This is a genomic window from Mycobacterium sp. NGS57 (genome assembly GCF_059812405.1).
Genome location: NZ_JCALCP010000012.1, coordinates 42,961 through 69,297 on the forward strand (window position 1 = coordinate 42,961; position 26,337 = coordinate 69,297).

The following is a 26,337-nucleotide window of genomic DNA, read 5'->3' on the forward strand; positions in this document are numbered from 1 at the left end:
TAGTGGCCGTGCGGATACTTGTCGTCGACGACGATCGCGCGGTGCGCGAGTCGCTGCGTAGGTCGCTTTCCTTCAACGGCTATTCGGTCGAGTTGGCCCACGACGGGGTCGAGGCCCTCGACATGATTGCCAGCGATCGGCCCGACGCGCTCGTGCTGGATGTGATGATGCCGCGGCTGGACGGCCTCGAGGTGTGCCGCCAGCTCCGCAGCACCGGCGACGACCTGCCGATCCTGGTGCTCACCGCGCGCGACTCGGTCTCCGAGCGGGTCGCCGGCCTGGACGCCGGCGCCGACGACTACCTGCCCAAGCCGTTCGCCCTCGAAGAGCTGCTGGCCCGCATGCGCGCGCTGCTGCGCCGCACCAAGCCCGAGGATGACGCCGAGTCGGTCGCGATGAGTTTCTCCGACCTCACCCTGGACCCGGTGACCCGCGAGGTGACCCGCGGGCAACGCCGAATCAGCTTGACCCGCACCGAGTTCTCGTTGCTGGAGATGTTGATCGCCAACCCGCGCCGGGTGCTCACCCGCAGCCGCATCCTCGAAGAGGTGTGGGGATTCGACTTTCCCACCTCCGGCAACGCGCTGGAGGTCTACGTCGGCTACCTGCGCCGCAAAACCGAGGCCGAGGGCGAGCCGCGGCTGATCCACACGGTTCGCGGGGTGGGCTATGTGCTGCGGGAGACGCCGCCCTGATGATCCGGTTCCGCCGGCGCGGGCGCGCACCGCTGCGAGCCACCAGCTCGTTGTCGTTGCGGTGGCGCGTCATGCTGCTGGCGATGTCGATGGTGGCGATGGTCGTCGTGCTGATGGCATTCGCTGTGTACGCGGTGATTTCGGCGGCGCTCTACAGCGACATCGACAACCAGCTGCAGAGCCGCGCGCAGCTGCTGATCGCCAGTGGCTCGCTGGCGGCGGACCCGGGCAAGGCTATCGAGGGGACCGCCTACTCCGACGTCAACGCGATGCTGGTGAACCCGGGCCACTCCGTCTACACCGCCAACCAGCCGGGCCAGATCCTGCCGGTCGGGTCCACCGAGAAGGCCGTCATCAGCGGCGAGCTGTTCATGTCACGGCGCACCGCGGCCGACCAACGCATCCTCGCCATCCACCTGCCCAACGGCAGTTCACTGCTGCTGTCCAAGAGTCTCAAGCCCACCGAGGCGGTGATGACGAAGCTGCGCTGGGTGCTGCTCATCGTCGGCGGGGTCGGTGTGGCGGTCGCCGCGGTGGCCGGTGGCATGGTCACCCGGGCGGGGTTGCGTCCGGTGGCTCGCCTGACCCGGGCCACCGAGCGGGTGGCGCGCACCGACGACCTGCGACCCATCCCGGTGTTCGGCAGCGACGAATTGGCCAGACTCACTGAGGCTTTCAACCTGATGCTGCGGGCCCTCGCGGAGTCGCGGGAGCGGCAGGCGCGGCTGGTGACCGACGCCGGGCACGAACTGCGGACCCCGCTGACGTCGCTGCGCACCAATGTCGAGCTGCTGATGGCCTCGATGGAGCCCGGCGCGCCGCGGCTACCCGAACAGGAGATGGTCGGCCTGCGTGCCGACGTGCTCGCGCAGATCGAGGAACTGTCCACGCTGGTCGGCGATTTGGTGGACCTCACCCGCGACGACGCCGGCCAAGTCGTGCAGGAAACGGTCGACATGTCCGAGGTGATCGATCGCAGCCTGGAGCGGGTTAGGCGGCGGCGCAACGACATTCACTTCGACGTCGAGGCGATCGGCTGGCAGGTCCACGGCGACGCCGCGGGGCTGTCGCGCGCGGTGCTCAACCTCATGGACAACGCGGCCAAGTGGAGCCCGACTGGCGGCCGCGTCGACATCACGTTGCGCCAACTCGACCCGTCGCACGCCGAACTGGTGGTGTCCGACCAGGGGCCGGGCATCCCCGTGCACGAGCGCCGTCTGGTGTTCGAGCGGTTCTACCGGTCGACGACGGCGCGGGCGATGCCGGGCTCGGGGCTCGGGCTGGCGATCGTGAAGAAGGTGGTGCTCGCCCACGGCGGGTTGCTGCGCGTCGAGGACACGATGCCCGGCGGCCAGCCCCCGGGCACCTCCATCTACATGCTGCTGCCCGGCCGCCCGGCGCCGGTTTCGGCCTATCCGGCGGACGGGCCCGACGCCGAGCAGACGGGGCCGGCCGCGCCCGCGCCGAGCAGCGCGGCGAACTCACGGGAATCGGCGAACGTTATCTCAGTGGACTCTCAGTCCGCGCAGGCAAGGTAGTTCGCAGCTAGTGTTGGACTCGAGCCAGATCGAGCCCTACATACCGATATACAGGAAGAGCGACGTAGCGTCATGACGAATGACCCGAGGTATTCGCCACCGCCGCAGCAGCCGGGATACCGCACCGGGCCTAATCAGCCTGTTCCGCCCGCTTATGCCCAAGGGCGCCAGCAGCCGTACAACCAGCAGTTCGACTGGCGTTATCAGCAGGCCCAGCCGACGGCGCAATACCGCCGGCCCTACGAGCCGTTCAGCGGCACCGGGCCGGTCCGGATGCCCGGCGGCACCGGGCCGGGCCCGATCTCCGGCGGCACCGGCGCGGGTCCCGTCCCCGGCGGAACGGGAACGGGACCGATCCACATGCTGCCGCCGATGGGTCCGGGCGGACCCGGGCCGGCACCCCAAAAGCGTTCCCGCGCAGGCCTGTTGACCGTGGGCGCGCTGGCGATCGCGGTCGTGTCGGCCGGCATCGGCGGCGCGGCCGCCACCGCCGTCGAACTGGGCACGAACGCCACGGGCGGCAACGGGCACAGCATCATCCCGGGCGTCGTCCCCAGCGTCCCGGCCGCGAACATGCCGGCGGGCAGCGTCGAACAGGTCGCCGCCAAGGTGGTGCCCAGCGTCGTCATGCTCGAGACCGACATCGGCCGTCAGTCCGAAGAGGGCTCGGGCATCGTCCTGTCGACCGACGGGCTGATCCTGACCAACAACCACGTCGTCGCCGCCGCGGCGGCCAAGCCGGGCGGACCTGGCGGACCGGCCCCGGGCGGCCCGGGTGCCCCGCAGCCGAAAACGACGGTGACCTTCTCCGACGGCCGCACCGCGCCGTTCTCGGTCGTCGGCGCCGATCCCACCAGCGATATCGCGGTGATCCGGGTCCAGGGCGCCTCCAACCTGACCCCCATTTCGCTGGGCTCGTCGTCGGACCTGCGGGTCGGCCAGCCGGTGGTGGCGGTCGGGTCCCCGCTGGGCCTGTCGGGCACGGTGACCACCGGAATCATCAGCGCGATGAACCGGCCGGTGTCGACCACCGGCGAGACCGGCAACCAGAACACCGTGCTGGACGCGATTCAGACCGACGCCGCGATCAACCCGGGTAACTCCGGCGGGGCGCTGGTCAACATGAGCGGTCAGCTGGTCGGCGTCAACTCGGCGATCGCCACGCTGGGCGCCGATTCGCCCGATGCGCAAAGCGGCTCTATCGGTCTCGGCTTCGCGATTCCGGTGGACCAGGCCAAGCGCATCGCCGACGAGTTGATCAGCTCCGGCAAGGCGACGCACGCCTCGCTCGGTGTCCAGGTGACCAGCGACAAGGGCACGCCGGGCGCCAAGGTGGTCGAGGTCGTGCCGAACGGTGCGGCCGCGACGGCCGGTGTGCCCAAGGGGGTCGTCGTCACCAAGGTCGACGACCGCCCGATCAGCAGCGCCGACGCGTTGGTCGCCGCGGTGCGGTCCAAGGCCCCCGGCGACAAGGTCTCGCTGACGTTTCAGGATCCCGGCGGCGGTAGCCGCACCGTGCAAGTCACCCTCGGCAAGGCGGATCAGTGATGAGAGTCGATGAGCCCTCGGCGGCCGGATTGTCGGACCTCGGATATACGGTGGCACCCATGGAAACGGGCGCGGAGTTGGTGGTCGGCCGGGCGCTGGTCGTGGTGGTCGACGACCGCACCGCGCACGGCGACGAGGAGGACCACAGCGGCCCGCTCGTCACCGAGCTGCTGACCGAGGCGGGATTCGTCGTCGACGGTGTGGTGGCCGTCGCGGCCGACGAGGTGGAGATCCGCAACGCGCTGAACACCGCGGTGATCGGCGGGGTGGACCTGGTGGTCTCGGTCGGCGGCACCGGCGTCACCCCCCGCGACGTCACGCCGGAGGCAACCCGGGAGATTTTGGATCGAGAGATCCTGGGCATCGCCGAAGCCATCCGCGCCTCGGGGCTGTCCGCGGGCATCACCGACGCCGGGCTGTCCCGCGGGCTGGCCGGGGTGTCGGGCAGCACGCTGGTGGTCAACCTCGCGGGCTCCCGCTACGCGGTGCGTGACGGGATGGCGACGCTGAACCCGCTCGCCGCGCAGATCATCGGCCAGCTGTCGAGCCTGGAAATTTAGGCGCCGCTCACCGCGATTCGGCGTCCGCGCGGGGCCCGTACTCCGGCGGGGGCGTCGTGCCTGCGGCGCCTCCGTGTTTGCCCGGCGAGTCCCCGTTGGCCGTTTGCGACAGCAGGTCGCGGATCTCGGTGAGCAGGAGCACTTGGGCGTCGTCGGCCTGCTCGACCTCGCCGCGCTTGAGCAGCGTGTTGTAGGGCAGCACGACGAAGAAGTACACGACGGCCGCGATCAGGACGAAGTTGATGGCGGCCGACAGCAGGATGTTCAGGTCGATGGTCTGGCCGCCGCCGATGCCGATCTTGAGGGCGCCGACGTTGGACTGCTGGTTGACCCCGACCCGGTTGATCAGGGGCGTGATGATGCTGTCGGTGAACTTGGTGACCAACGCGGTGAAGGCAGTACCGATGACCACCGCGACGGCCAGGTCGACGATATTGCCGCGCGAGAGAAACTCCTTGAACCCTTTGAGCATTGGGCAGGCCCTTTCTGGACTGGACAGAGTTTGCTATCGATCGCGTGCCCAACAGCGGCCAGGTACTCAGTGCAGGGTCAGCGTCACCGTCTGGCCCAGCGTCGAGCCTGCCACCGTGTTCGCCACGCGAGCCGGCAGCGCAACCAACACTACGCGGTCGCTATCGGCAGCCTGGGCCTTCGCCTTGGCCGAAACAAGCACGACGACGGCGTCAGTTGCTACCACTTTGGTCACGGCGGGGGAGCCCGGTGCCGGCGCGTCGGTGGCCGGGGCGGCCAGCACGTCCACGACGTCGCCGGCCCGAACCATGTCGATCAGGGCGCCGTCGGCCAGGTGTAGCGGCACGATGCGGGCACCGGGCCCGGCCTTGGACGCGACTGCGGCCTCGGCCAGCCGGCTGCCCAGCAGGCGGACGTCGGTGAGCACCTCGCCACGCCTGGTGGGGCCGGCCAGCGTCGAGCCCACCACGGCGGTCAGCTCGGCCTGCGACCCTTCGGGAAGCGTTGCGCTAGAACGCCTTTCGAGCCGGACATCGTCGGCGGTGAGCGCGGCGCCCGGGCGCAGGTCGCGCGCGGCCACCACCACGTCGGCGTAGTCGCCGTCGGGGTTGGAGCGCAGCGCGGCGATGCCCGCCAGCACGACCAGCCCGCCCGCGGCCACCCGCCGGGCCAGCACGGTGCGGGTCCAGTCGGGGCGCAGCGACGCCGAAATCCGGCGCAGCAGCGCCGGATTCAGCGATGGTTGCCCCACGCCGCAACGGTAGCCGCGCGGCGGCGCCGGCGGTGTGGGTCAAAAGCGGGCTTGTGGATAACCCGTCAGCTCGACGCGGCGGCGGTGGCCGGCGTGGCGCTGCTGGTGGACTTCTCGGAAGGGGCGCCCTTGTCGCTCGAGCCGTTCTTGTCGCTGGAGGCCGCCTTGTCGCTCGATCCGGAGCTCGAGGGCGTATCGCTGGATGCGGTGGTGGAACTCTTCGACTTCTTGCCGTCCTCGCGGCTGTCGGTGCGGTAGAAGCCGCTGCCCTTGAACACCACGCCCACGGAATTGAACAGCTTGCGCAGCTTGCCGGAGCACTTCTCACAGGTCGTCAGCGCGTCGTCGGTGAAGGCCTGCACAACGTCGAAGCGGTCGTCGCACTCGGTGCACGCGTAGCTGTAGGTCGGCACGAAAACCTCCGAAATTCTGTCGGGCTGCATTAGCACTCTACCGTCTCAAGTGCTAGAACCGCCACGTGATCGCGATCATTCCCCGCTGACAAGCGTGATCAGGCCGCGCCCGGGCGTCAGCGCGTGGGTCATCGGCACGTCGTGCGGCTCGGCGGGCAGCTCGTCGACGAGCTCCCCGTCGCGCACGATCGCGATCAGCCGCGCGCGCGGGTCGCGGCCGTCCAGCGAGCGGTCGTAGAACCCGCGCCCGCGGCCCAGTCGCACGCCGCGGCGGTCGACGGCCAGCGCAGGCACGAGCACCACGGCGGCCTCGGTCAGGACCGCTTCCGGCAGCGGGGGTCCAAGCGGCTCGAGCAGCCCCCAGGGTCCGGGGACGAGCCGGCCGGGCCGGTATTCCGCCCAGCGCAACGGCAACGGCTCGTCGGTGTCGCTGGTCCGGGCGATCGGCAGCAGCACCCGCGCGCAGTGGCGCAGCAACATGTCCAGCATCTCGATCGACCCCGGCTCGGTGCCCACCGGCACGTACGCGCAGACCGTGCTCGCGCCGTCGACCACCGGCTTCAGCCGCTCGCTGAGCGCGCGCGCCTCCGCGGCCCGCACGTCGTCAGCAACGCGACGCCGCCCGGCCAGCAGTTGCCCGCGCAACTCCGCCTTGCCGGGGGCTGCCATGCCGTCAACCATGACAGGCCCGGCGCGCGCGCCGCCACACCGCCTCGGCGTACCCGACGAGAGTTATCGTTTGAACAATGTCCCGCCCCGAAGTTCCGATCCCCTTCACGGCGATCGTCCCCGCGGCCGGCCTGGGTACGCGCTTTTTGCCCGCGACCAAGACCGTGCCCAAGGAACTGCTGCCGGTCGTCGACACGCCGGGCATCGAGCTGGTCGCCGCGGAGGCCGCCGGGGCCGGCGCCGAGCGCCTGGTGATCGTCACCTCCGAGGGCAAGGACGGCGTCGTCGCGCATTTCGTCGAAGACCTGGTGCTCGAGGGCACGCTCGAGGCGCGCGGCAAGAAGGCCATGCTCGACAAGGTGCGGCGCGCGCCGCAGCTGATCAAGGTGGAGTCCGTCGTGCAGGCCGAGCCACTCGGGCTGGGGCACGCCATCGGCTGCGTGGAGCCCACGCTGGCGGCCGACGAGGACGCCGTCATGGTGCTGCTGCCCGACGACCTGGTGCTGCCCACCGGCGTCCTGGAGACGATGTCGAAGGTGCGGGCCGACCACGGCGGCACGGTTTTGTGTGCGATCGAAGTGGCGCCCGAAGAGATCAGCGCCTACGGGGTTTTCGACGTCGAGCCGGTTCCGGGCGGTGACAATCCCGACGTCCTGAGAGTCAACGGGATGGTCGAAAAGCCCAGGGCCGAGGACGCCCCGTCGTTGTATGCCGCCGCGGGGCGCTACGTGCTCGACCGCGCCGTCTTCGACGCGCTGCGCCGCATCGACCGGGGCGCCGGCGGCGAAGTGCAGCTCACCGACGCGATCGCGCTGCTGATCAACGAGGGCCACCCGGTGCACGTCGTCGTGCATCGCGGATCCCGACACGACTTGGGAAATCCCGGCGGGTACCTGAAGGCTGCGGTTGACTTTGCATTGGATCGTGACGACTATGGCCCGGATTTGCGGCGATGGTTGGTGGCGCGGTTGGGCCTGACCGAGCAGTAGCCGGGTGGTGACGCGCCGATAACGGCAGAGAGGCGCGCTTGTGCGTTCTGTTGAAGAGCAGCAGGCCCGGATAACGGCGGCCGCGGTGGCTCCGCGACCGATCCGTGTGGCCATCGCCGAGGCGCAGGGGTTGATGTGCGCCGAAGAAGTGGTGACCGAGCGGCCCATGCCCGGGTTCGATCAGGCCGCGATCGACGGCTACGCGGTGCGCAGCGTCGATGTGCTCGGCATCGGTGAGGTCGGCGTCGACAGCCTCGGGGAGCCGTCCGGCGAGGCGGCCGGCGAGGACGACGGGCGCGACGGGCTGGTCCTGCCGGTGATGGGAACGATCGAGGCCGGCTCGCGCACACCCAGCCGGCTGCAGCCGCGGCAGGCTGTGCGGGTGCAGACCGGCGCTCCGCTGCCCACCCTGGCCGACGCCGTCCTGCCGGTGCGCTGGACGGACGGCGGCACCTCGCACGTGCGGGTCTACCGGGGGGCGCCATCGGGCGCCTATGTGCGCCGCACCGGCGACGACGTCCAGCCCGGGGACGTCGCGGTGCGCTCCGGAACGATCATCGGCGCGGCGCAGGTCGGGCTGCTGGCGGCGGTGGGCCGCGACCGGGTGCTGGTGCATCCGCGCCCGCGGCTGTCGGTCATCGCGGTGGGCGGCGAGCTGGTCGACATCACCCGCAGCCCGGGCAACGGGCAGGTCTACGACGTCAACTCCTACGCGTTGGCGGCGGCCGCGCGCGACGCCGGCGCGGAGGTCAACCGCATCGGCATCGTCAGCAACGACCCCAGGCAGCTGCGCGAAGTCGTCGAGGGCCAGATCAATCGTGCCGAGGTCGTGGTGATCGCCGGCGCGGTCGGCGGCGCGGCCGCCGAGGCGGTGCGCCTGGTGCTCTCCGAGCTCGGCGAGATGGAGGTCGTGCGCGTCGCCATGCACCCGGGATCGGTGCAGGGCTTCGGGCAGCTGGGCCGCGAGGGCGTGCCGACGTTTCTGCTGCCGGCCAACCCGGTCAGCGCGCTGGTGGTCTTCGAGGTGATGGTGCGGCCGCTGATCCGGCTGTCGCTGGGCAAGCGCCAGCCGATGCGCCGCATCGTGCAGGCCCGCGCCCTGTCGCCGATCACCTCGGTCGTCGGGCGCAAGGGCTACCTGCGCGGTCAGCTGATGCGCGACCAGGACAGCGGCGAATACCTGGTGCAGGCCCTCGGTGGGGCGCCCGGGTCGTCGCACCTGCTGGCGACCCTGGCCGAGGCGAACTGTCTGGTCGTGGTGCCCAGCGGCGCCGAGCAGATCCGCACCGGGGAGATCGTCGACGTCGCGTTCCTGGCCCAGCGCGGCTAGGCAGACCTACTCCCGATGAACCTGCTGCGCAACACTTCTCGTCATCCCGGTTGGCCCCTGGATGTGGGACCGCTGCGGGTGCCCGCCGGCGTGGTCCGGTTGCGCGCGGTGCGGATGCGCGACGGCGCGCAGTGGAGCCGGATCCGGTTGGCCGACCGCGCGCACCTCGAGCCCTGGGAGCCCAGCGCCGACGGCGATTGGACGATCCGGCACACGGTTGCCGCGTGGCCGGCGTTGTGTTCGGGCCTGCGCGCCGAGGCCCGCAAGGGCCGCATGCTGCCCTACGTCATCGAGCTCGACGGGCGGTTCTGCGGCCAGCTGACCATCGGCAACGTCACGCATGGGGCGTTGCGCTCGGCGTGGATCGGCTACTGGGTGTCCAGCTCGGCCACCGGCGGCGGGGTGGCGACGGCGGCGCTGGCCCTGGGCCTGGACCACTGCTTCGGTCCGGTGATGTTGCATCGCGTCGAGGCCACCGTGCGCCCGGAGAACGCCGCCAGCCGCGCCGTGCTGGCAAAGGTCGGGTTCCGGGAAGAGGGCCTGCTGCAGCGCTACCTCGAGGTGGACCGGGCCTGGCGCGACCACCTGCTGATGGCCATCACGGCCGAAGAGGTGCAGGGGTCGGCGGCATCGACGCTGGTCCGCGCCGGACAGGCCGGCTGGGCGTGAACCTTCGGGTCCGCGGGCGGGGCGGGTGTGCCCGGGAATGTGGCTAGCGCGACACGAGTGACATGTGGTGCTTGTGAGAGGCAAATTACAGGTGTGTAATTGTGCTGGTCACCTTGGCCCGGCCGCGCCGGCCATCCTCGCGGGGGTCAGGTCCAGTTAGGAGCAAGACATCATGCCAAGCATCCCGCAGTCGCTGTTGTGGATCTCGCTCGTGGTGCTGTGGCTGTTCGTGCTGGTTCCGATGCTCATCAGCAAGCGCGACGCCGTGCGGCGCACCAGCGACGTGGCGCTGGCGACCCGGGTGGTCAACGGTTCCCGGCTGCTGAAGCGCGGCGGGCCCGCCGCCGGTCATCGCAGCGACCCGCACTGGAAGCCGGAGGAAGACGCGGTTGACCAGGACGAGTACGAGGATGCCGAGGAGCCGGAGGGGGACACCGACGCCCTGGCGGCGCGTCCGGTCATCGTGAAGGCCGCGGCCGTGGAGGCCGTCGTGGAGGCCGCCGGGGAGGCCGAGCCCGACTACCTCGACGTCGACGTCATCGAGGATTCCGGCGCACTCCCGGCTGGCGTCAGTGCCGAGGTGGCCGAGCCGGAGGAGGCCGACGAGTCCGAGACCGACGCCGTCGCGCAGCACACCGAGGCCGACGACGAGTACGAATACGTCGAGGACTCTTCGGGTTTGGAGCCCGAGGACGATCGCGACGAGGACGAGGATCCGCGGGCGTTCGTCCCGCAGGGCGCATCCCGGCGGCGCCGATTCGACCCGAAGACGGCGGCGGCGGTCAGCGCGCGCAAGTACGCCTTTCGCAAGCGGGTGCTGATGGTGATGGCCGTCGTCCTGGTGGGCACGGCCACGGCCGCGTTCGAGATTTCGCGGACGGCCTGGTGGGTGTGCGGCGCCGCCACCGCGGTGACCCTGCTGTACCTGGCCTATCTGCGTCGCCAGACCCGGATCGAGGAGCGGGTGCGCCGCCGCCGGATGCAGCGGATGGCCCGCGCGCGTCTGGGTGTGGAGAACGCCTACGACCGCGAGTACGACCTGGTCCCCTCGCGGCTGCGGCGCCCCGGCGCCGTCGTGCTCGAGATCGACGACGAGGACCCGATCTTCGAGCACCTCGACTACGCGATGCCGATGCGCACGTTCGGCTGGCCGCGGGACCTGCCGCGCGCCGTCGGCGAGTAGCGCCGGCGGTTCGGTTTGTTGGTGCCGGGGCTGGTAGCCTGCTAGCGATCAGGGGCTATGGCGCAGTTGGTAGCGCGTCTCGTTCGCATCGAGAAGGTCAGGGGTTCGAATCCCCTTAGCTCCACCACATTTGAGCAGGTCAGTACGATTTTTGGGCTGGGCCCGGCCCCAATCTCCGGTCGGGCCCGCTGTGTCCCGGCAGCGCGCATCGCCGCATCCAGATCCGCTGCGACGTCGTCGAGATCGTCGCTGAACAGGCGTGCTGCCCTACCGCTCGCAGAGGTACCGGCAGCTCGGCACTTAGCGCAGCGCCGTCGTCTCGGTCACCGGGACAGGTCCTTCGCGCTCGGGACCCGTTCTCCTACACTCGACGTACCGACGGAGGTGCGATGGCTACTACCTGGGACACGCTGGATCGCTATGTCGTCATCTCGACCGACACCCATGCCGGGGCGGACCTCTACGACTACAAGCCGTATCTGCCGGCGCGGCTGCACCAGGAGTTCGACGCGTGGGCCAAGGCCTACGCCAGCCCGTTCGACGACCTGATCGTGGCCACGGCCAACCGCAACTGGGACCACGACCTTCGGATCACGGAAATGGACGCCGACGGCGTCGCCGCCGAGGTGCTGCTGCCCAACACGGTGCCGCCGTTCTTCCCGACCACCCCCAACATCACCATCAGCCTGCCCCGCACGCGGGACGAATTCGAAAAGCGTTGGGCCGGTGTGCAGGCCCACAACCGGTGGCAGATCGACTTCTGCTCGCTGGCCCCGGCCCGGCGCCGAGGATTGATCCAGGTCTTTCCCAACGACGTCGAGCTGGCGCTGGACGAAATCCGTTGGGGCGCCGAACAGGACTGCTTCGGCGGCGTGCTCCTTCCGCCGGTCTCGCCCGGCGACCCGCAAGTCGCCCCACTGTTTCACACCCGCTACGAACGGCTCTGGGCGCTGTGCGCCGACCTGGACCTGACGATCGTCCAGCATGCCGGGGCCGGAAGTCCCGAGATGCCAATGGACCAGCCCGCGTCCAACGCGGTGCTGATCACCGAGATGGCCATCTGGGCGCAGCGCACCCTCGGCCACCTGATCCTGGCCGGCGTGTTCGAGCGGCATCCGACGCTGCGCTTCGTGCCGACCGAGCAGGGAACCTTTTGGGTGCCCGGGCAATTGGCCATTCTCGACGCGATGGTGCCCACCATGAAGTCCGACGCCGGCAACCGCACCTACGGAATGTTCGGCGGGTCGTCGGTCGACGAGCTGACCCTCACGCCGAGTGAATACACCCAGCGCAACTGCTATCTGGCCACCGAGCTGACGCCGTACGAGGGCGGAATGATCGACTTCATGGGGCCCGACCACATCATGTGGGGCAGCGACTACCCCCACGAGGAGGGCTTCGCGCCGCACTCGAAGTTGGCGATCCGCTGGGCCCTGCACGACAGGCCCGAGGACGCCTGCCGAAAGATCTTGGGCGGCAACGCCGCTCGCCTCTACCGTTTCGATCTCGACGCCTTGGTTCCGGTGGCCGCCAAGATCGGGCCCACCGTCGCCGAGGTGCACACGCCCCTCGAGGACACCGGCTATCAAGCACCGGCCGCGTTCGGCTTCCGGCCGTTCGAAGGCGGGTTGGCCCTCAAGCGGGTGGCCCCGGAACGGCGCTAACCGGACTCTTCGGCCAGGGCGGCGCTGAGCCGTCGGGTCGCCGCGGCGAGCTGCGCCCCAACCCGGGTGACCGCCGCGCCGCTCATGGGCTCGGCGCTGGGGACCAGGCTGAGCATCAGCGCGATGCGCGGCCCCGGCTCGAGGATCGGGGAGTCGATGTGGCTCACTTCGTAGGTACGGTCCGGGTCCAGGCTGACCGGAAACCAGTCCTCCTGGTGGATCAGCTCGTCGGTCAACTCCTGCGCCAGCTGGCTGAGCCGGGTGGAACGCACCTCGGCGCTGCGCACGATCTGGGCCAGCTCGCGCAGCCGCAGATCGGGCAGGATGTGCAGACCGACCGCGTAGCCGCGCTCGGCGGCGGCGGCGATGGCCTCGCGGTAGCGGCCGCGCACGCCGTCGGGTAAGGCGGCCAGCCAGCGCTCGCGCGCCTGAAGCCCGGCCCAGGCAACGGTCGACGCGCCGTACGGCGGGCGGTGGGGAAACTGGGTGCCGACCGGCATCGGGTGGCCGCCACCGCGCGGGCTGCGGACCTGATCGACGACGGTGGAGTGATCCTCGCTCACCGAGAAGGCGACGCAATGCGCGCCCGTCGTGGCCGCCAGCTCCGCCATCGCGGAGCGGGCCAACACCAGCGCCGGATAGCGGCTCGCCGCCTCCCGGCCGAACCGGACCAGCGCGGGGCCGAGGTGGTAGGTCTTGGCGACGGGGTCGCGCAGCAGCCAGCCGGCCCGCAGCAACTCGGACAGCATCGAGTGGCAGCTGGCCTTGTGCACGCTCAGGTGGCGCGACACCTCGGCCAACGTCATGCCGCCGCCCCCATCACCCGCCAACAGCTCGAACAGGTTCACGACCCGTTCGGTCTGCGGGGAGGGGCGCGGAGCCACCCGCCAATGGTCGCATAATGCGACTTCTTGCGGTGATATGCGCGACCGTGTGACGATGCTCACGATGACGGACCTTCGGGGCAAGGTAGCGGTCGTGACCGGCGGCGCCGGTGGCATCGGCCGGGCCATGGGCAGGCGCTTCGGCCGCGAGGGCATGAAGGTGGTGCTCGCCGACGTCCTCGCCGAACCCCTGGACGCGGCCACCCGCGAACTCACCGGCGACGGCATCGAGGCGGCCGGCGTGGTCACCGACGTCACCGACTACTCCTCGGTCGAGGCGCTGGCCAAGGACGCTCTCGAACGCTTCGGCGCCGTGCACGTGGTGTGCAACAACGCCGGCACCGGCGGGGTCTCCGAGGGCTACATGTGGGAACACGACCTGGCCGACTGGCGCTGGGGGATCGACGTCAACGTGCTGGGCGTCATCCACGGCATCAAGGCCTTCGTGCCCCTCCTGCTCGAGCAGGGCGAGGGGCACGTCGTCAACACCTGCTCGGGCAACGGCGGTTTCGCGCCGATCGCCCGCGGCGCGATGGGCGGACCCGGCCAGGCGGTCTACCCGATGACCAAGGCCGCGGTGCTCTGCCTGAGCGAGAGCCTCTACACGCACCTGGCGATGACCGGCACACGGGTGCGGGCGCACGTCCTGTTCCCCGGCGGCTTTTTGAACACCGGCATCTGGGAGTCGTGGCGGCACCGCCCGCAGCGCTACGCACCGACCCAACAACGTCGCACCCCCGACCAGACGCTGGACAAGGTCGTGGCCCGCTTCGAGGCCGCCGGCGCACACGTCGAGTTCACCCCGCTCGAGACCGTCGCCGACCAGGTGGTGGACGGCATCCGGGCGGACCGCTTCTGGATGATGGGCCCACCCACGCCCGCCGACGACGTCGTGAGCCGCAAGGCGGCGTCGATCCTGGCGCGCGGCGCACCCGACTACCTGGTCGACGTCCTCGGCCAGAGCGCCAGCACGGAAACCGAAGGAGGAAACCGTTGAGCAGCAACGAAGTTCGCTACGGCCCCCGTCCGCCGGAGGCGCAAGTCGACCACGAGATCGACGCCACCAAGGCGCCGATCGCCACCGAGGCGGTGACCGTCACCTACCTCACCGACCCGGAAATCGTCGCGGCCGTCCTGCCGAGGCCGCTGGAGCCCGCGACCGAACCACTGGTGCGCGTTCAGCTGCAGCGGGTCCAGATCGAGGGCATGGCACCGTTCGGGTCGGCGGTGTTTTCCGTGACCGCGCGGCACGCCGAAGTCGAGGGTGACTACCCCCTGTTCATGCCCCAGTCCACCGAACAGTCGGTCACCGGCGGGCGCGAAACATTCGGTGAGCCAAAGAAACTGGCCCACATCGCGGTGGAGCGCGACGGTGACCGCGTCACCGCGGCCGTGGACCGGCTGGGCTATCCACTCATCAAGGTGAGCGGTCAGGTCACCGGCCCGGCGGAGTTGCCACCCGACCAGATGAACACCGAGTTCTACTTCAAGTTCCTGCGCGCCCCCGACGGCAGCGGCATCACCGACCCGCACCTGGTTTACGGCGAGTACCACCGGCACTACGAGCTGCTCGAGAATATCGACGGCACAATCGAATTGGGGGAATCGCCGCTGGACCCGGTGGCCGACATCGTGATCCGCGAGATCCGATCGATCACCTGGTGTCGCCGGCGCACGGTTCAGGTCGGCCGGGTCGCGGCGCGGGTGCCGCAGGAGTGGCTGCTGCCGTACGTGCACCAGCGCTACGACGACGTGGCTTTGCTCGCGGCGCCCAGGCCCGAGCCGGCGCGGGCGTAGGCCCATGGATCGGTACACGGTCCTCTCGGCCGACTGCCACGCCGGCGCCGACCTGCTCGACTACCGCGAGTACCTCGACCCGCAGTACCGCGACGAATTCGACGGCTGGGCAAAGACTTACGTCAACCCGTTCGGCGATCTCAGCGAGCCCGACGCCGAGCGGAGCTGGAACAGCGAGCGGCGCAACGCCGATCTGGACCGCGAGGGCGTTGCGGGGGAGGTCATCTTCCCCAACACCGTGCCGCCGTTCTTTCCCCAGGCGAGCCTGGCCGCCGCCCCGCCGGAGACCGCCCGCGAGCTCGAGCTGCGCTGGGCCGGCCTGCGCGCGCACAACCGGTGGCTGGCCGACTTCTGCTCCCTGTCGCCCGAGCGGCGCGCCGGGGTGGGCCAGATCCTGCTCGGGGACCTCGACGAGGCCGTCGCCGAGATCGCCCAGATCGCCAAGCTCGGCCTGCGCGGCGGGGTGCTGCTGCCCGGCGTCGCGCCCGGCACCGGCATTCCGCCGCTCTACGCCGAGCACTGGGAGCCGCTCTGGACGGCGTGCGACGAGGCGGGCGTGGTGGTCAACCACCATGGCGGCACCGCCGGGCCGAGCCCGACGGACGGCTGGGGCAGCACGTTCGCGGTGTGGGTGTACGAGACGCATTGGTGGGCGCACCGGGCGCTGTGGCATTTGATCTTCAGCGGCGCGCTGGATCGCCATCCGGGCCTCACGCTCGTCTTCACCGAGCAGGGTTCCGGGTGGATCCCGGCCACGCTGGACTCGCTCGACGTCGCGGCCGCCCGGTACGGGCGGGCGAACTCGGCGATCGCCCGCTTCGCCGGGCCCACCGCCGGCTCGCTGAGCCTCAAACCCAGCGAGTACTGGTCCCGCCAGTGTTACGTCGGCGCCAGCTTCATGCGCCCCGTCGAGTGCGCCGAGCGCCACGGCATCGGTGTCGAGAAAATCATGTGGGGCAGCGACTATCCGCACTACGAGGGGACCGCCCCCTACACCCGCGAGGCGCTGCGCCACACCTTCAGCGGCGTTCCGCCCGCCGAGGTGGCGGCAATGCTCGGCGGCAACGCGGCAGCCGTCTACGGCTTCGACCTGAAAACCCTTGCGCCCCTTGCCGACCGAATCGGCCCGACGGTGGCCGAGGTCGCCGAGCCACTGGGTGCCGTACCCCCCGACGCGCGCAGCACCGTCTTCGAACCCGACCCGATCCGCACCTGGTAGCGAAAGGACCCCCGTGAACCCCTACCTCATCATCTCCGCGGACACCCATGCGGAGCTGCCGACCGAGCGGTACCGCGAGTACGTCGACCCCGAATACGCCGACGACTTCGAGGCCTACCTGGCCGAGAAGACGGCAGCGGCGCAGGCCGGGGGATTCATCGACGAGGAGTTCGCCGAGCAGTGGTTCTCCGAGCACGGTGACGGCATCGCCGGTGGCTGGGATGTCGGCCTGCGCGACAAGGAGCTCGACGGCGACGGGGTGGTCGGCGAGGTCATCTTCCCCGACGCCGACGCCGTGACCGGGGTCGCCGGGGCCCCGTTCGGGGCCGGCCTGGGCCAGTCGGGCGACCTCGACCCGGGCCGCGCGATGGCGGGCGCGCGGGCCCACAACCGCTGGCTGGCCGAGCTGTGCAGCCACAGCCCCGAGCGACGGGCCGGCGTCGCCGTCGTGCCGATCCTGGCCGACGTCGACGCCGCGGTCGCCGAGATCACCCGGGCTGCCGAGTCCGGGCTGCGGGGCGGGATCCTGATCCCGGCGCGCTGGGTCGGCTACCCGCCGTATCACGACCGTCGCTACGACAAGGTCTGGGCCGCCTGCCAGGACCTGCAAATGCCGGTGCACACCCACTCCGGCCCCGCCCCGCAGGAGGAGTACGGCGGGCACCTGGGCATCTATGTCACCGAGGTGCGCTGGTGGGGCGCCCGCCCGCTGTGGTTCGCGTTGTGGTCGGGCGTGTTCGAGCGCTTCCCCCGGCTGCGCTGGGGTGTCACGGAATGCGGGGCGTTTTGGGCCAACGACCTGCTGTGGCTGATGGACACGCGGTACCTGCGCGAGCACTCGGCCAAGAAGATGAGCCATCAGATGGAGGGCGACCTGACGATGCCACCCTCGGCCTACTTCGACCGCAACTGCTTCATCGGGGCCACCACCACCGAGCGCCGGGAGCTGACCCGGCGCTACGAGATCGGCGTGTCGAACATCTTGTGGGGCAACGACTTTCCCCACCCCGAGGGCACCTGGCCGCACACCCTCAAATGGCTGCGCCGCTCCTTCTGGGACATCCCCGTCGAGGAGACCCGCCAGATGCTGGGCCTGGCAGCGGCCGAGCTGTACAACTTCGACCTGGATGCCCTGGCTCCGCTGGCCGAGCGCATCGGACCGACGCCGGAGGGCCTGGGCCAGGACGACGCGATCAGCGTCCCCAAGTGGGAGGCCGCCCGCCAGGCCGGACGCCATTGGCTGACCGACGCCGAGCCGATCCCCGACCTGGTGGAGAACTGAGTTCCCGCCGGGCGAGGGATCAGCCGGTGCGCCAAGCTATTTCGGTTGGTTCAGTTCCACCAAATTGCCGAACGGGTCGTGCAGGAACGCCTGGTGGCCGGCGCCGGCGACGAACGGGGCGCGTTGCACCTCGACGCCGTGGCGCTGAAGGTCGGTGACGGCGGCATCGATGTCGTCGACCCGGATCGCGAAATGGTTGGCCCCGGGCGGCCGCGCATCCGACTCCATCAAGTGCACCTGCTGGCCGCCGGCGTCGAGCCAGTACCCGGGGCCGAGGTCGGGGCGCGGCAGCTGCGTCATGCCCAGCACATCGCGATAAAAGACGAGTCCCTGCTGCGCATCGGTGACGCAGATGGCGACATGGTGTACACCGGCCGGCCTCATCGCTCGATTCTGCCTCGCCGCGGGCATCTCTGTCCGACGTTCGAGACCGCTAGCCGAGCGTCGCGTACCGTCAATCCGACTGCACCACGACCGCACGCGCGGAAAGTAGGCAAGCAATGACGGTCACCCAACTGTGGCGGTTCCCGGTGAAATCGCTGGCCGGTCATTCGGTCGACGAACTGCGCATCGACCATCGCGCCGCGCACGCCGATCGGTTGTGGGCGCTGCGCGATCTGGACAGGGATGTCACGGCATCCTGCCGCCGGCTGCCGGCGTTGCTGACCTGTTCGGCGCGCTACGCGCAAGAACCCGGCCCGGATGCCGGCCCGGGAAATGCCCCCGAGGTCGTGATCACCTTCCCCGACGGCGCCGAAGGATCCAGTAGTGATGCCGATATTCACGACCGCCTCTCCGAGGTGGCCGGTCGCCCGGTGCGGCTGACCGCGCTGCCGCCGGCGGACGACACCAGCCAGCACCGCATGTCGCTGCGCCAACTCGCCTCGACGTATTCGCCCAAGTATCTGCGCAGCGACATGGGGTGGGTGCCGGGTGAAGTGCCCGACACGTCGAAGCTCATGACCAAGCAGGTGCTGACACTCGCGCGCTTCGCGACACCGCCGGGCACGTTCGTCGACCTGGGTCCGGTCCACCTCCTCAGTACCAACAGCCTGGCGTCGTTGTCGCCGACCGGCCAGCCCTACGATGTTCGGCGGTTCCGGCCCAACATCCTGATGACCGTCGGCGGCACCGAAGCGGAATACCCCGAGTCAGAGTGGATCGGAGCGCACGTCGAAATCGGCGGCGTCACACTGCAGGTGACGATGCAGACGGTCCGCTGCACCGCTCCGTCGCGCCCGCAGCCCGGTGTGGAAAAGGACCGAGCGGTGAGCCGCGCACTATCCGAGCGCACCGGGCGCTTCCTCGGCGTCTATGCCGACGTGACCCGCCCCGGGGTGATCCGGGTGGGCGACCAGGTCACGGTACGGCCCGCGGCTGAGCCGAGCCGCACGCGCCGCATGCTCATGTGCGCCGGCAGGTCCGTCGTGCGTCGAACGCAACAGGCCTTCCTTTCGGCGGGCATGACGAGAGATCAGGGACGCCGGCCCGGATGACGAATCCGCCCGGGTTGCCGGTGCCCGATGTGGGTATGGATGCAGGTGTCGACGCGAGGGCCGTCGGCCGTGCGCCCGGGAAAGGACCAGATGGCACAACGCGATGACGACTCCATCGAGACGCTGCTCAAAGAACTGCTGTGGACCTATGGGCCGGGCGGGCAGGAGGATGAGGTCCGCGCGGTGTGCGCCCGCGAGCTGCAACCCGTCGTCGACGACATGTGGACCGACGACGCCGGCAACCTGATCGGCTTCGTCGCCGCCAGCGGGGAGGTGCCCGCCGACGACCGCCACCGGTCGGCCGCGACGGCCGGGCCCAGCCGCGCGACGCGAATCATGGCGCACATGGACGAGCTGTCCATGCTCGTCAAACGGATCGAGTCCGACGGCTCGCTGCACCTGACACAACTGGGGACGATGTACCCGGGCAACTTCGGGCTCGGCCCCGTCGCCGTGCTGGGCGACCAGGAGACGCTGACCGCGGTGCTCACGCTCGGCTCCGAACACACCACCAAGGAGAGCCCGCGGATTTACGAGACCAAGCCCGATAAGGGCGACCGGTCGCTGGATTGGCACCACGTCTACGTCTTCACCGGGCGCACCCCCGAGGAGCTGCAGGCCGCGGGAGTGCACGCCGGCACGCGGGTCTGCGTCGAACGCAGCAAGCGGGCGCTGGTCGAGATCGGGGACTACGTCGGCTGCTACTTCCTCGACGACCGCGCGGCGGTGACCGCGCTGCTGCAGGCCGCCCGCCGGCTGCGCGACGGCGGGAAACGGCCCGCCGAGGACGCCTACCTGGTCTTCACCACCAACGAGGAAATCGGCGGGGTGGGCGGCTCGTACGCCAGCGCGAGCCTGCCCGGCACGCTCACCCTCGCCCTGGAGGTCGGACCCACCGAGCAGGAATACGGGACGACCGTCACCGGCGGCCCAATCGTCGGCTACAAGGACGCGATGTGTGACTACGACAAGGACGTCGCCGACCGGCTCATGCGGATCGCCACGGACCGGGCGCTAGAGCCCCAGGCGGCCGTGCTCGGTGCATTCATGTCCGACGCCTCGCACTCCAAGGCCAACGGGCTGACGCCGCGCGCTGGCCTGCTGTGCCTGCCGACGCTGAGCACCCACGGCTACGAGGTCATGTCCCGCAGCGCGATCGACGCGATGGCCGCGATCGTCGTCGACTTCGTCGTGTCGCGCGACGGATAACGCGCCGAAGGCATCCTTGCCGCGTCCCGAACGGACCCCATAGCCTGGGCAAGTCCGATTTTGGCGCAGAACATGGCAACACAGATCGGCGGGGACATCGCAGTGGCCGAACTGACCGGCGCGCGAGCCGCGGAGCTCGCGACGATGGACATCTTCGAGGGCTGCCCCGTCGAGGACCTCGTCGCGCTGGCGGCCCGCCTGCAGCCGCTGCGCGCCGCCGCCGGCCAGGTGCTGATGCGCCAGGGCGAGCGGGCCGTGTCGTTCCTGCTCATCTCATCGGGCAGCGCCGAGATCAAACACCTCGGCGACGACGGTGTGGCGACAACCGAGCAGGCGACGGCCGGCATGATCGTCGGGGAGATCGCCCTGCTGCGCCACGGACCGCGAACCGCGACGGTCGTCACCGCGGAACCGCTGGCCGGGTGGATCGGCGACAACGACGCCTTCACCCGGCTGGTGCACATTCCCGGCATCATGCCGAAACTGCTGCGCACGGTGCGCCAGCGTCTGGCCGCGTTCATCACACCGATCCCGATCCGGGTCCGCGACGGGACCCGGCTGCTGCTGCGTCCCGTCCTTCCCGGCGACGACGAGCGGACCGTGCACGGCCACGTCTACTTCTCCAGCGAGACGCTGTATCGGCGGTTCATGACGGCGCGCCTGCCCACCCCGACGTTGATGCACTACTTGTCGGAGGTCGACTATGTCGACCATTTCGTGTGGGTGGTGACCGACGGCGCCAACCCGGTGGCCGACGCGCGCTTTGTTCGTGACGAGAGCGATCCGGCGGTCGCCGAGATCGCGTTCACCGTCGCCGACGCGTACCAGGGCCGTGGGATCGGGAGCTTTTTGATCAGCGCGCTGTCCGTCGCCGCCCGGCTCAACGGCATCGAAAGGTTCTCCGCGCGAATGCTTTCCGACAACCTGCCGATGCGTGCGATCATGGACCACTACGGCGCGGTGTGGCAGCGCGAGGATGTCGGCGTCATCACCACCGTCATCGACGTGCCAAGCCGGCTGATCTTCGGGCACCACATGACCGAGCAGATCAAGCGCGTCGCCCGCCAGGTGATCGAAGCGGTGGGTTGAACGGGCATGCGGCCGTTGTGGATTGGCGCCATCGCGGTGCTGCTGGGCGCCTGCGCGCATTCGCATCCGCCCGCCCCGGCGGCCACGCCCACCCAGTCGGCGCCCCGTGGGGCGACGGTAAACCCCGCCAACATCAAGCGTGTCGTTCGCGAGCTGCCGCCCCACTACGAGGTGACCACCGGCATCCCCGGCGGGGCCTCCCCGCGGGTTATCTGGAGCCTGAAAGCCGACGCGAAGGCCGCGCCGCCGCGGTGCGCCGCCCTCGCGGACCCCGGCGACGGGACCGACCAGAGCGCGCAGGGCTTTTCCGCCTCGGGCGCCGGCGGCATCGTCGACGCGGTGGCGGTCGCTTTGCCGGGCCCGGTCGACCTGGACCCGGGCGTGCTGGCGCAGTGCGACCGGTGGACCATCGGCGACGGCCACTCCACGGCCGATGTCCGCCTCGTTGACGCGCCGCACATCGACGGCGTGCCAACCGTGGGCATGGTGACCGACACCAAGTCGTCGGTCGAGTCTGGCACCGAAATCGATTCGCGCGCTTACACCTTCATCGCCTACCTCGGCAACTACTATGCGTTTACGATGCTGATCACGGACCCGGGTTCGGTGCTGCCCGGACTGCCGCCGCAATTCGCGGCGGATCTGCTCGTCAAAACGGTGTCGGCGTTGCGCGGCTGAACCGTCGCCGTGGGATAGATTGGCCACGATGTTGAAGGTGTTGCTCGCGGCCGCGTCCGTGTGCGCGCTCGCCGGCTGCTCGTCGGGCGCCGGCCCCGCCGCGGAAAAGGCGGACATCGGAAAGGTCGCCGACGTGAAGTCGAGCTTTCCCCCCGACTACCGGGTCGCCGACATTTCCGAGCGGGGCATCGACCCCAAGCTGCTGTCGGCCCGCAAGCTGCCCGATGGGCTGGCCTTCGACCCGGCCAACTGCGCGAAAGCGGCGGTGGGCCCGGACATGCCATCGGACTTGCACGGCAACATGGCCGCCGTCTCCGCCGAGGGCAACGGAAACCGCTTCGTCGTCATTGCCGTGGAGACGTCAAAAGCCCTGCCGCTCAACGAACCCGGGAAGGACTGCGCCAAGGTCGCGTTCGCCGGGGCCGGGGTGCGCGGCGGCATCGAGGTGATCGACGCGCCGCACATCGACGGGACCCACACGACCGGCGTGCATCGCGTCCTGCAGGCGGTGGTCCCCGGCGGAGCGCGCACCGGCGAGCTCTATGACTATTCGGCGCAGTTCGGCGATTACCAGGTGATCGTCATCGCCAACCCGCTGGTCATTCCCGACCAGCCGGTGGCCAGGATCGACACCCAGCGCGCCCGCGACCTGCTCGTCAAGGCCGTCGGCGCCGTCCGCGGCTAGCGCCGCCAGCGCCACTAGCGCACGTCGCGCGGACGGAACTGGATGCTGACCCGCGGCTCGGTGGGCGCCGACGTCTTGGGCACCGCGTGCTCCCAGGTCCGCTGGCATGACCCGCCCATCACCAGCAGATCGCCGTGGGCCTGCGGCAGTCGCAGCGACGGACCGCCTCCGCGGCGCCGCATCGCGAATGTGCGGGTCGCGCCGAGGCTGACGATCGCGACCATGGTGTCCTGCGAGCTGCTGCGGCCGATCGTGTCGCCGTGCCAGGCGACGCTGTCGGAGCCGTCGCGGTACCAACACAACCCGACCGTGGTGAAGGGCTCCCCGAGTTCGCCGGCGTAGATGTCGTTGAGCCGGCGCCGCAGCCGTCCCAGCATCGGGTGGGGCGGTTCCTCGACGGACAGGTCGTGAAAGCTGACCAGCCGCGGCACATCGACGACCCGGTCGTACATGTGCCGGCGTTCGGCGCGCCACGGCACGGTGGACAGCAGTTCGTCGAGCAGGCCGTCGACGCCGGTCAGCCAGGCGGCGCGGATCTCGATGAAGGCACCGTCGCCGAGCGCCCTGCGCTCGGTGGCGTCGAAAAGCGAGCCCTGTACGGCGGTCCCCACGACCCGCAGTTTATCGCACATCCGTTCGATGCGGGTCGGAGCGGCTACCGTTTTCACCGTGGGCGTCGTCGAAGTGGGCACCAATTCCGAGGTGGGCGCGTTGCGCGTGGTCGTCCTGCACCGCCCGGGCCCGGAGCTGCGCCGGCTCAACCCGCGCAACAACGACCAGCTGCTGTTCGACGCGGTGCCCTGGGTGACGCGGGCGCAGGAGGAGCACGACCGCTTCGCCGAACTGCTGCGCTCCCGCGGCGTCGAAGTGCTGCTGCTGTCCGACCTGCTGACCGAGGCGCTGTCCCACAGCGGCGCCGCCCGGATGCAGGGCGTCGCCGCTGCCGTGGACGCGCGCCGGCTGGGAGCGCCGCTGGCGCAAGAAGTTTCGGCCTACCTGCGGGCGCTCGACCCGGTCCGGCTGGCTGAAGTGCTGATGGCCGGCATGACGTTCAACGAGCTGCCGCCAGACACCCGCACCGACGTGTCGCTGGTGCTGCGGATGCACCACGGTGCGGACTTCGTCATCGAGCCGCTGCCCAACCTGGTGTTCACCCGGGACTCGTCGATATGGATCGGACCGCGCGTGGTGATCCCCACCCTGGCGCTGCGGGCCCGGGTCCGCGAGGCGTCGCTGACCGACCTGATCTACGCCCATCACCCGCGGTTCACCGGGGTGCGGCGCGCCTACGAGTCGCGCACCGCCCCCGTCGAGGGCGGCGACGTGTTACTGCTCGCGCCCGGTGTGGTCGCCGTCGGGGTGGGGGAGCGGACCACCCCCGCCGGCGCGGAAGCGTTGGCGCGCAGCCTGTTCGAGGACAACCTGGCGACCACGGTGCTCGCGGTGCCGATCGCCCAGCGGCGCGCGCAGATGCACCTGGACACGGTGTGCACCATGGTCGACACCGACACCGTGGTGATGTACGCCAACATCGTCGACACGCTCTCGGCGTTCACGATCCAGCGCACGTCCACAGGGAGCGTCGTCATCGGCGAGGAGACCCCGTTCCTGGAGGCGGCGGCCACTGCGATGGGCATCGACAAGCTGCGGGTGATCGACACCGGGCTGGACCCGCTCGTCGCCGAGCGCGAACAGTGGGACGACGGCAACAACACGCTGGCCCTGGCGCCCGGGGTGGTGGTCGCCTATGAGCGCAACGTGCAGACCAACGCCCGGCTGCGGGACGCCGGGATCGAGGTGCTCACGATCGCCGGGTCCGAGCTGGGCACCGGCCGTGGCGGCCCCCGCTGCATGTCGTGCCCCGTCGCCCGCGACCCGCTCTAGCCGTCGCGCCGAGACTGCGTCCAGGGCGTCGGATCGGCCCAAATCGCGATCTGGACGCAGTTTCGGCGCCAAGGAATCACCGCCAGCTGGGCAACCAGATCTCCATGTTCCAGGTCTGCTGCGAAATCGGCAGGCCGGTGAGCACCGGGAACAGCCAGGCGAAGTTGGTCACCACCAATGCCACGTAACAGCTCACCGCGATCAGCCCCAGCGTGCGCCGCTCGGCGCTGGGCCGTCGCGCGTACAGGATGTCGCCGCAGATCAGCGCGATCGCCATGGCCAGGAACGGCGCCATCGTCGCCGCGTAGAAGAAGTACATCTGCCGATCGATGTCGGCGAACCAGGGCAGCCACCCCGCGCAATAACCCACCAGCACCGCGGCGTAGCGCCAGTCGCGGCGAACCAGCATCCGCCAGAACCCGTAGCCCAATACCGGTACCGCCAGCCACCACATCGCGGGGGTGCCCACCAGCATCTCGGCCTTGACGCACGACTGCGCGCCACAGCCGGGCACGTTCTGCTGGTCGATGGCATACAGCACCGGCCGCAACGACATCGGCCAGCTCCACGGCTTGGATTCCCACGGGTGGTAATTGCCGGCGGAATTCGTCAGCCCGGCGTGAAACTGGAAGGCCTTGGCGCTGTAGTGCCACAGCGAGCGCAGGGCGTCGGGCAGCGGAACCAGGGAATGCGGACCGATCGACTGACCGACCTCGTGGCGGTCGATCGCGGTCTCCGAGGCGAACCATGGCGCGTAGCTGGACAGATACACCGCGACCGGGATGACCACCAACGCGTACGCCGTGGGGATCAGGTCGCGGCCCAACGTCCCGCGCCACGGGCTGGGCGCCTGGTACTGGCGCCGCGCCGCGACGTCGAACGCCAACGACATCACGCCGAAGAACAGCACGAAGTACAGCCCGGACCACTTTGTCCCGCAAGCCAATCCGAGCGACACCCCGGCGCCGAACCGCCACCAGCGCACACCCAGTCGCGGCCCCCACCCGGTCTCGGCGCTGCGGCCCTCCAGCAGCGCGATGTGCATGCGCCTGCGGACCTGATCGCGGTCGACGACGAGCGCGCCGAACGCCGCGACCACGAAGAAGGTCAGCAGGCCGTCGAGCAACGCGGTGCGCGCGGTGACGAAGCAGACGCCGTCGCAGATGACCAGCACGCCGGCGATCGCGCCGACCAGCGTCGAGCGACTGATCCGCCGCACGATCCGCATCACCAGCGCCACCATCACGACGCCGAGCAGCGCGCCCGTGAACCGCCAGCCCACGCCGTTGTAGCCGAAAAGCGCCTCGCCGATCGCGATGAGTTGCTTGCCGACCGGCGGGTGCACCACCAGGCCGAACCCCGGGTTGTCCTCCACGCCGTGGTTGCGCAGCACCTGCCAGGCCTGCGGCGCGTAGTGCTTCTCGTCGAAGACGGGGGTGCCGGCGTCGGTGGGTGACCCCAGATTGAGGAACCGGGTCACCGCCGCCAGCACGGCGATCACCCCGGTGGTCACCCAGCCGCGGATGTGGTCGGTGGGCCCGAAGTCGGCGATCGGGACCAGCGGCCCCGGGCTGACGACGGGAACGACGCGCTCCTCGACGGGGCTTTCGCTGGGCGGGGCGGACATCGGTGTC

General features: G+C 70.2%; 27 protein-coding genes and 1 tRNA gene. 20 read left to right on the plus strand and 8 right to left on the minus strand.

Going from position 1 to position 26,337, the window contains the following annotated elements; all coding sequences use genetic code 11:
* Positions 1 to 8 precede the first annotated feature (8 nt).
* The 4 genes from mprA to AC5Y43_RS21345 all read left to right on the plus strand — a co-directional run bounded on the left by mprA (position 9) and on the right by AC5Y43_RS21345 (position 4,341).
* Positions 9 to 695 (plus strand): two-component system response regulator MprA, encoded by a 687-nt coding sequence (gene mprA, locus AC5Y43_RS21330; protein WP_499975757.1) that lies wholly within the window; start codon positions 9 to 11, stop codon positions 693 to 695.
* Positions 695 to 2,233 (plus strand): HAMP domain-containing sensor histidine kinase, encoded by a 1,539-nt coding sequence (locus AC5Y43_RS21335; RefSeq protein ID WP_499975761.1) that lies wholly within the window; start codon positions 695 to 697, stop codon positions 2,231 to 2,233. Before mprA ends, AC5Y43_RS21335 begins: the two co-directional genes overlap by 1 nt.
* Positions 2,234 to 2,305: 72 nt before the next feature.
* Positions 2,306 to 3,781: a S1C family serine protease gene (locus AC5Y43_RS21340; RefSeq protein WP_499975765.1), complete on the plus strand. Its 1,476-nt coding sequence runs from the start codon at positions 2,306 to 2,308 to the stop codon at positions 3,779 to 3,781.
* The gene (locus AC5Y43_RS21345; protein WP_499967408.1) at positions 3,781 to 4,341 is read left to right on the plus strand and encodes a MogA/MoaB family molybdenum cofactor biosynthesis protein; all 561 of its coding nucleotides are present in this window, start codon (positions 3,781 to 3,783) and stop codon (positions 4,339 to 4,341) included. The genes AC5Y43_RS21340 and AC5Y43_RS21345 overlap by 1 nt, the downstream gene beginning before the upstream one ends.
* Positions 4,342 to 4,348: 7 nt before the next feature.
* On the opposite strand, the gene mscL is transcribed toward AC5Y43_RS21345, so the two are convergent.
* The 4 genes from mscL to AC5Y43_RS21365 form a co-directional block, all read right to left on the minus strand.
* Positions 4,349 to 4,813: a large-conductance mechanosensitive channel protein MscL gene (gene mscL / locus AC5Y43_RS21350; protein WP_499975768.1), complete on the minus strand. Its 465-nt coding sequence runs from the start codon at positions 4,811 to 4,813 to the stop codon at positions 4,349 to 4,351.
* A gap of 66 nt (positions 4,814 to 4,879) precedes the next feature.
* Positions 4,880 to 5,563, minus strand: a complete 684-nt coding sequence (locus AC5Y43_RS21355) for an SAF domain-containing protein (RefSeq protein ID WP_499975770.1) — start codon at positions 5,561 to 5,563, stop codon at positions 4,880 to 4,882.
* A 65-nt stretch (positions 5,564 to 5,628) separates the two neighbouring features.
* On the minus strand, positions 5,629 to 5,976 hold the full coding sequence (locus AC5Y43_RS21360; protein ID WP_499975772.1) for an FmdB family zinc ribbon protein: 348 nt from the start codon (positions 5,974 to 5,976) through the stop codon (positions 5,629 to 5,631).
* A gap of 75 nt (positions 5,977 to 6,051) precedes the next feature.
* Entirely contained in the window at positions 6,052 to 6,645 is a 594-nt protein-coding gene (locus tag AC5Y43_RS21365; protein WP_499975773.1) for a 5-formyltetrahydrofolate cyclo-ligase, read from the minus strand.
* Between the two features lie 77 nt (positions 6,646 to 6,722).
* Here AC5Y43_RS21365 and AC5Y43_RS21370 point away from each other — a divergent pair, with 77 nt between their 5' ends.
* The 6 genes from AC5Y43_RS21370 (at position 6,723) to AC5Y43_RS21395 (ending at position 12,480) form a co-directional block, all read left to right on the plus strand.
* Positions 6,723 to 7,634 (plus strand): UTP--glucose-1-phosphate uridylyltransferase, encoded by a 912-nt coding sequence (locus AC5Y43_RS21370; RefSeq protein ID WP_499975775.1) that lies wholly within the window; start codon positions 6,723 to 6,725, stop codon positions 7,632 to 7,634.
* 40 nt (positions 7,635 to 7,674) lie between these two features.
* Positions 7,675 to 8,964 carry a molybdotransferase-like divisome protein Glp gene (gene glp / locus AC5Y43_RS21375; protein ID WP_499975776.1) on the plus strand — a complete coding sequence of 430 codons (1,290 nt, stop codon included), beginning with the start codon at positions 7,675 to 7,677 and terminating at the stop codon, positions 8,962 to 8,964.
* Positions 8,965 to 8,979: 15 nt separating this feature from the next.
* Positions 8,980 to 9,633 carry a GNAT family N-acetyltransferase gene (locus AC5Y43_RS21380; RefSeq protein ID WP_499975777.1) on the plus strand — a complete coding sequence of 218 codons (654 nt, stop codon included), beginning with the start codon at positions 8,980 to 8,982 and terminating at the stop codon, positions 9,631 to 9,633.
* 172 nt (positions 9,634 to 9,805) lie between these two features.
* A complete protein-coding gene (gene sepX, locus AC5Y43_RS21385) occupies positions 9,806 to 10,816 on the plus strand; it encodes a divisome protein SepX/GlpR (protein WP_499975779.1) in 1,011 nt (336 codons plus the stop codon).
* A 51-nt stretch (positions 10,817 to 10,867) separates the two neighbouring features.
* Positions 10,868 to 10,943: transfer RNA gene (locus AC5Y43_RS21390), tRNA-Ala, on the plus strand.
* 262 nt (positions 10,944 to 11,205) lie between these two features.
* Positions 11,206 to 12,480: an amidohydrolase family protein gene (locus AC5Y43_RS21395; protein ID WP_499975782.1), complete on the plus strand. Its 1,275-nt coding sequence runs from the start codon at positions 11,206 to 11,208 to the stop codon at positions 12,478 to 12,480.
* Here the strand turns inward: AC5Y43_RS21395 and AC5Y43_RS21400 are convergent.
* Positions 12,477 to 13,364, minus strand: coding sequence for a helix-turn-helix domain-containing protein (locus tag AC5Y43_RS21400; RefSeq protein WP_499975783.1), 888 nt, complete (start codon positions 13,362 to 13,364; stop codon positions 12,477 to 12,479). The genes AC5Y43_RS21395 and AC5Y43_RS21400 overlap by 4 nt on opposite strands.
* Before the next feature lie 64 nt (positions 13,365 to 13,428).
* Between AC5Y43_RS21400 and AC5Y43_RS21405 the strand changes: the two genes are divergently transcribed.
* From AC5Y43_RS21405 to AC5Y43_RS21420, 4 genes are read left to right on the plus strand one after another with little or no spacing between them, the layout of a single operon-like run.
* Positions 13,429 to 14,361: an SDR family oxidoreductase gene (locus tag AC5Y43_RS21405; RefSeq protein WP_499975785.1), complete on the plus strand. Its 933-nt coding sequence runs from the start codon at positions 13,429 to 13,431 to the stop codon at positions 14,359 to 14,361.
* A complete protein-coding gene (locus AC5Y43_RS21410; protein ID WP_499975786.1) occupies positions 14,358 to 15,161 on the plus strand; it encodes an acetoacetate decarboxylase family protein in 804 nt (267 codons plus the stop codon). The genes AC5Y43_RS21405 and AC5Y43_RS21410 overlap by 4 nt, the downstream gene beginning before the upstream one ends.
* A gap of 4 nt (positions 15,162 to 15,165) precedes the next feature.
* Entirely contained in the window at positions 15,166 to 16,380 is a 1,215-nt protein-coding gene (locus AC5Y43_RS21415) for an amidohydrolase family protein (protein WP_499975787.1), read from the plus strand.
* Positions 16,381 to 16,393: 13 nt separating this feature from the next.
* Positions 16,394 to 17,662, plus strand: a complete 1,269-nt coding sequence (locus AC5Y43_RS21420; protein ID WP_499975789.1) for an amidohydrolase family protein — start codon at positions 16,394 to 16,396, stop codon at positions 17,660 to 17,662.
* 36 nt (positions 17,663 to 17,698) lie between these two features.
* Here AC5Y43_RS21420 and AC5Y43_RS21425 read toward each other — a convergent pair whose 3' ends face one another.
* Positions 17,699 to 18,046, minus strand: coding sequence for a VOC family protein (locus AC5Y43_RS21425; RefSeq protein WP_499975790.1), 348 nt, complete (start codon positions 18,044 to 18,046; stop codon positions 17,699 to 17,701).
* A 116-nt stretch (positions 18,047 to 18,162) separates the two neighbouring features.
* On the opposite strand from AC5Y43_RS21425, the gene AC5Y43_RS21430 reads away from it, so the two are divergent.
* The 5 genes from AC5Y43_RS21430 (at position 18,163) to AC5Y43_RS21450 (ending at position 22,819) form a co-directional block, all read left to right on the plus strand.
* On the plus strand, positions 18,163 to 19,158 hold the full coding sequence (locus AC5Y43_RS21430; RefSeq protein WP_499975791.1) for an MOSC domain-containing protein: 996 nt from the start codon (positions 18,163 to 18,165) through the stop codon (positions 19,156 to 19,158).
* Positions 19,159 to 19,248: 90 nt separating this feature from the next.
* Complete coding sequence (locus tag AC5Y43_RS21435) at positions 19,249 to 20,367, plus strand: M42 family metallopeptidase (RefSeq protein ID WP_499975793.1); 1,119 nt, start codon at positions 19,249 to 19,251, stop codon at positions 20,365 to 20,367.
* Positions 20,368 to 20,439: 72 nt separating this feature from the next.
* Positions 20,440 to 21,456 carry an acetyltransferase Pat gene (gene pat / locus AC5Y43_RS21440; RefSeq protein WP_499975795.1) on the plus strand — a complete coding sequence of 339 codons (1,017 nt, stop codon included), beginning with the start codon at positions 20,440 to 20,442 and terminating at the stop codon, positions 21,454 to 21,456.
* Positions 21,457 to 21,462: 6 nt separating this feature from the next.
* On the plus strand, positions 21,463 to 22,134 hold the full coding sequence (locus AC5Y43_RS21445) for a DUF5642 family protein (protein ID WP_499975796.1): 672 nt from the start codon (positions 21,463 to 21,465) through the stop codon (positions 22,132 to 22,134).
* Between the two features lie 28 nt (positions 22,135 to 22,162).
* Complete coding sequence (locus AC5Y43_RS21450; protein WP_499975798.1) at positions 22,163 to 22,819, plus strand: DUF5642 family protein; 657 nt, start codon at positions 22,163 to 22,165, stop codon at positions 22,817 to 22,819.
* A 14-nt stretch (positions 22,820 to 22,833) separates the two neighbouring features.
* Here the strand turns inward: AC5Y43_RS21450 and AC5Y43_RS21455 are convergent, their stop codons facing one another.
* The gene (locus AC5Y43_RS21455; protein ID WP_499975799.1) at positions 22,834 to 23,430 is read right to left on the minus strand and encodes an alpha-ketoglutarate-dependent dioxygenase AlkB; all 597 of its coding nucleotides are present in this window, start codon (positions 23,428 to 23,430) and stop codon (positions 22,834 to 22,836) included.
* 28 nt (positions 23,431 to 23,458) lie between these two features.
* Here AC5Y43_RS21455 and arcA point away from each other — a divergent pair, with 28 nt between their 5' ends.
* Complete coding sequence (arcA, locus tag AC5Y43_RS21460) at positions 23,459 to 24,703, plus strand: arginine deiminase (protein ID WP_499975801.1); 1,245 nt, start codon at positions 23,459 to 23,461, stop codon at positions 24,701 to 24,703.
* A gap of 76 nt (positions 24,704 to 24,779) precedes the next feature.
* Here the strand turns inward: arcA and AC5Y43_RS21465 are convergent, their stop codons facing one another.
* Entirely contained in the window at positions 24,780 to 26,330 is a 1,551-nt protein-coding gene (locus AC5Y43_RS21465; protein ID WP_499975802.1) for a dolichyl-phosphate-mannose--protein mannosyltransferase, read from the minus strand.
* Between the last annotated feature and the right edge of the window lie 7 nt (positions 26,331 to 26,337).

What these genes read in the sequence shown, in the direction of transcription:
- AC5Y43_RS21335 (WP_499975761.1), top strand. Translation starts at nt 695, where the DNA reads ATGATCCGGTTCCGCCGGCGCGGGCGCGCACCGCTGCGAGCCACCAGC.
- AC5Y43_RS21340 (WP_499975765.1), top strand. Translation starts at nt 2,306, where the DNA reads ATGACGAATGACCCGAGGTATTCGCCACCGCCGCAGCAGCCGGGATAC.
- AC5Y43_RS21345 (WP_499967408.1), top strand. Translation starts at nt 3,781, where the DNA reads ATGAGAGTCGATGAGCCCTCGGCGGCCGGATTGTCGGACCTCGGATAT.
- mscL (WP_499975768.1), bottom strand. Translation starts at nt 4,813, where the DNA reads ATGCTCAAAGGGTTCAAGGAGTTTCTCTCGCGCGGCAATATCGTCGAC.
- AC5Y43_RS21365 (WP_499975773.1), bottom strand. Translation starts at nt 6,645, where the DNA reads ATGGCAGCCCCCGGCAAGGCGGAGTTGCGCGGGCAACTGCTGGCCGGG.
- AC5Y43_RS21370 (WP_499975775.1), top strand. Translation starts at nt 6,723, where the DNA reads ATGTCCCGCCCCGAAGTTCCGATCCCCTTCACGGCGATCGTCCCCGCG.
- AC5Y43_RS21380 (WP_499975777.1), top strand. Translation starts at nt 8,980, where the DNA reads ATGAACCTGCTGCGCAACACTTCTCGTCATCCCGGTTGGCCCCTGGAT.
- sepX (WP_499975779.1), top strand. Translation starts at nt 9,806, where the DNA reads ATGCCAAGCATCCCGCAGTCGCTGTTGTGGATCTCGCTCGTGGTGCTG.
- AC5Y43_RS21395 (WP_499975782.1), top strand. Translation starts at nt 11,206, where the DNA reads ATGGCTACTACCTGGGACACGCTGGATCGCTATGTCGTCATCTCGACC.
- AC5Y43_RS21405 (WP_499975785.1), top strand. Translation starts at nt 13,429, where the DNA reads ATGACGGACCTTCGGGGCAAGGTAGCGGTCGTGACCGGCGGCGCCGGT.
- AC5Y43_RS21415 (WP_499975787.1), top strand. Translation starts at nt 15,166, where the DNA reads ATGGATCGGTACACGGTCCTCTCGGCCGACTGCCACGCCGGCGCCGAC.
- AC5Y43_RS21425 (WP_499975790.1), bottom strand. Translation starts at nt 18,046, where the DNA reads ATGAGGCCGGCCGGTGTACACCATGTCGCCATCTGCGTCACCGATGCG.
- AC5Y43_RS21430 (WP_499975791.1), top strand. Translation starts at nt 18,163, where the DNA reads ATGACGGTCACCCAACTGTGGCGGTTCCCGGTGAAATCGCTGGCCGGT.
- AC5Y43_RS21435 (WP_499975793.1), top strand. Translation starts at nt 19,249, where the DNA reads ATGGCACAACGCGATGACGACTCCATCGAGACGCTGCTCAAAGAACTG.
- pat (WP_499975795.1), top strand. Translation starts at nt 20,440, where the DNA reads ATGGCAACACAGATCGGCGGGGACATCGCAGTGGCCGAACTGACCGGC.
- AC5Y43_RS21445 (WP_499975796.1), top strand. Translation starts at nt 21,463, where the DNA reads ATGCGGCCGTTGTGGATTGGCGCCATCGCGGTGCTGCTGGGCGCCTGC.
- AC5Y43_RS21450 (WP_499975798.1), top strand. Translation starts at nt 22,163, where the DNA reads ATGTTGAAGGTGTTGCTCGCGGCCGCGTCCGTGTGCGCGCTCGCCGGC.
- arcA (WP_499975801.1), top strand. Translation starts at nt 23,459, where the DNA reads ATGCGGGTCGGAGCGGCTACCGTTTTCACCGTGGGCGTCGTCGAAGTG.
- AC5Y43_RS21465 (WP_499975802.1), bottom strand. Translation starts at nt 26,330, where the DNA reads ATGTCCGCCCCGCCCAGCGAAAGCCCCGTCGAGGAGCGCGTCGTTCCC.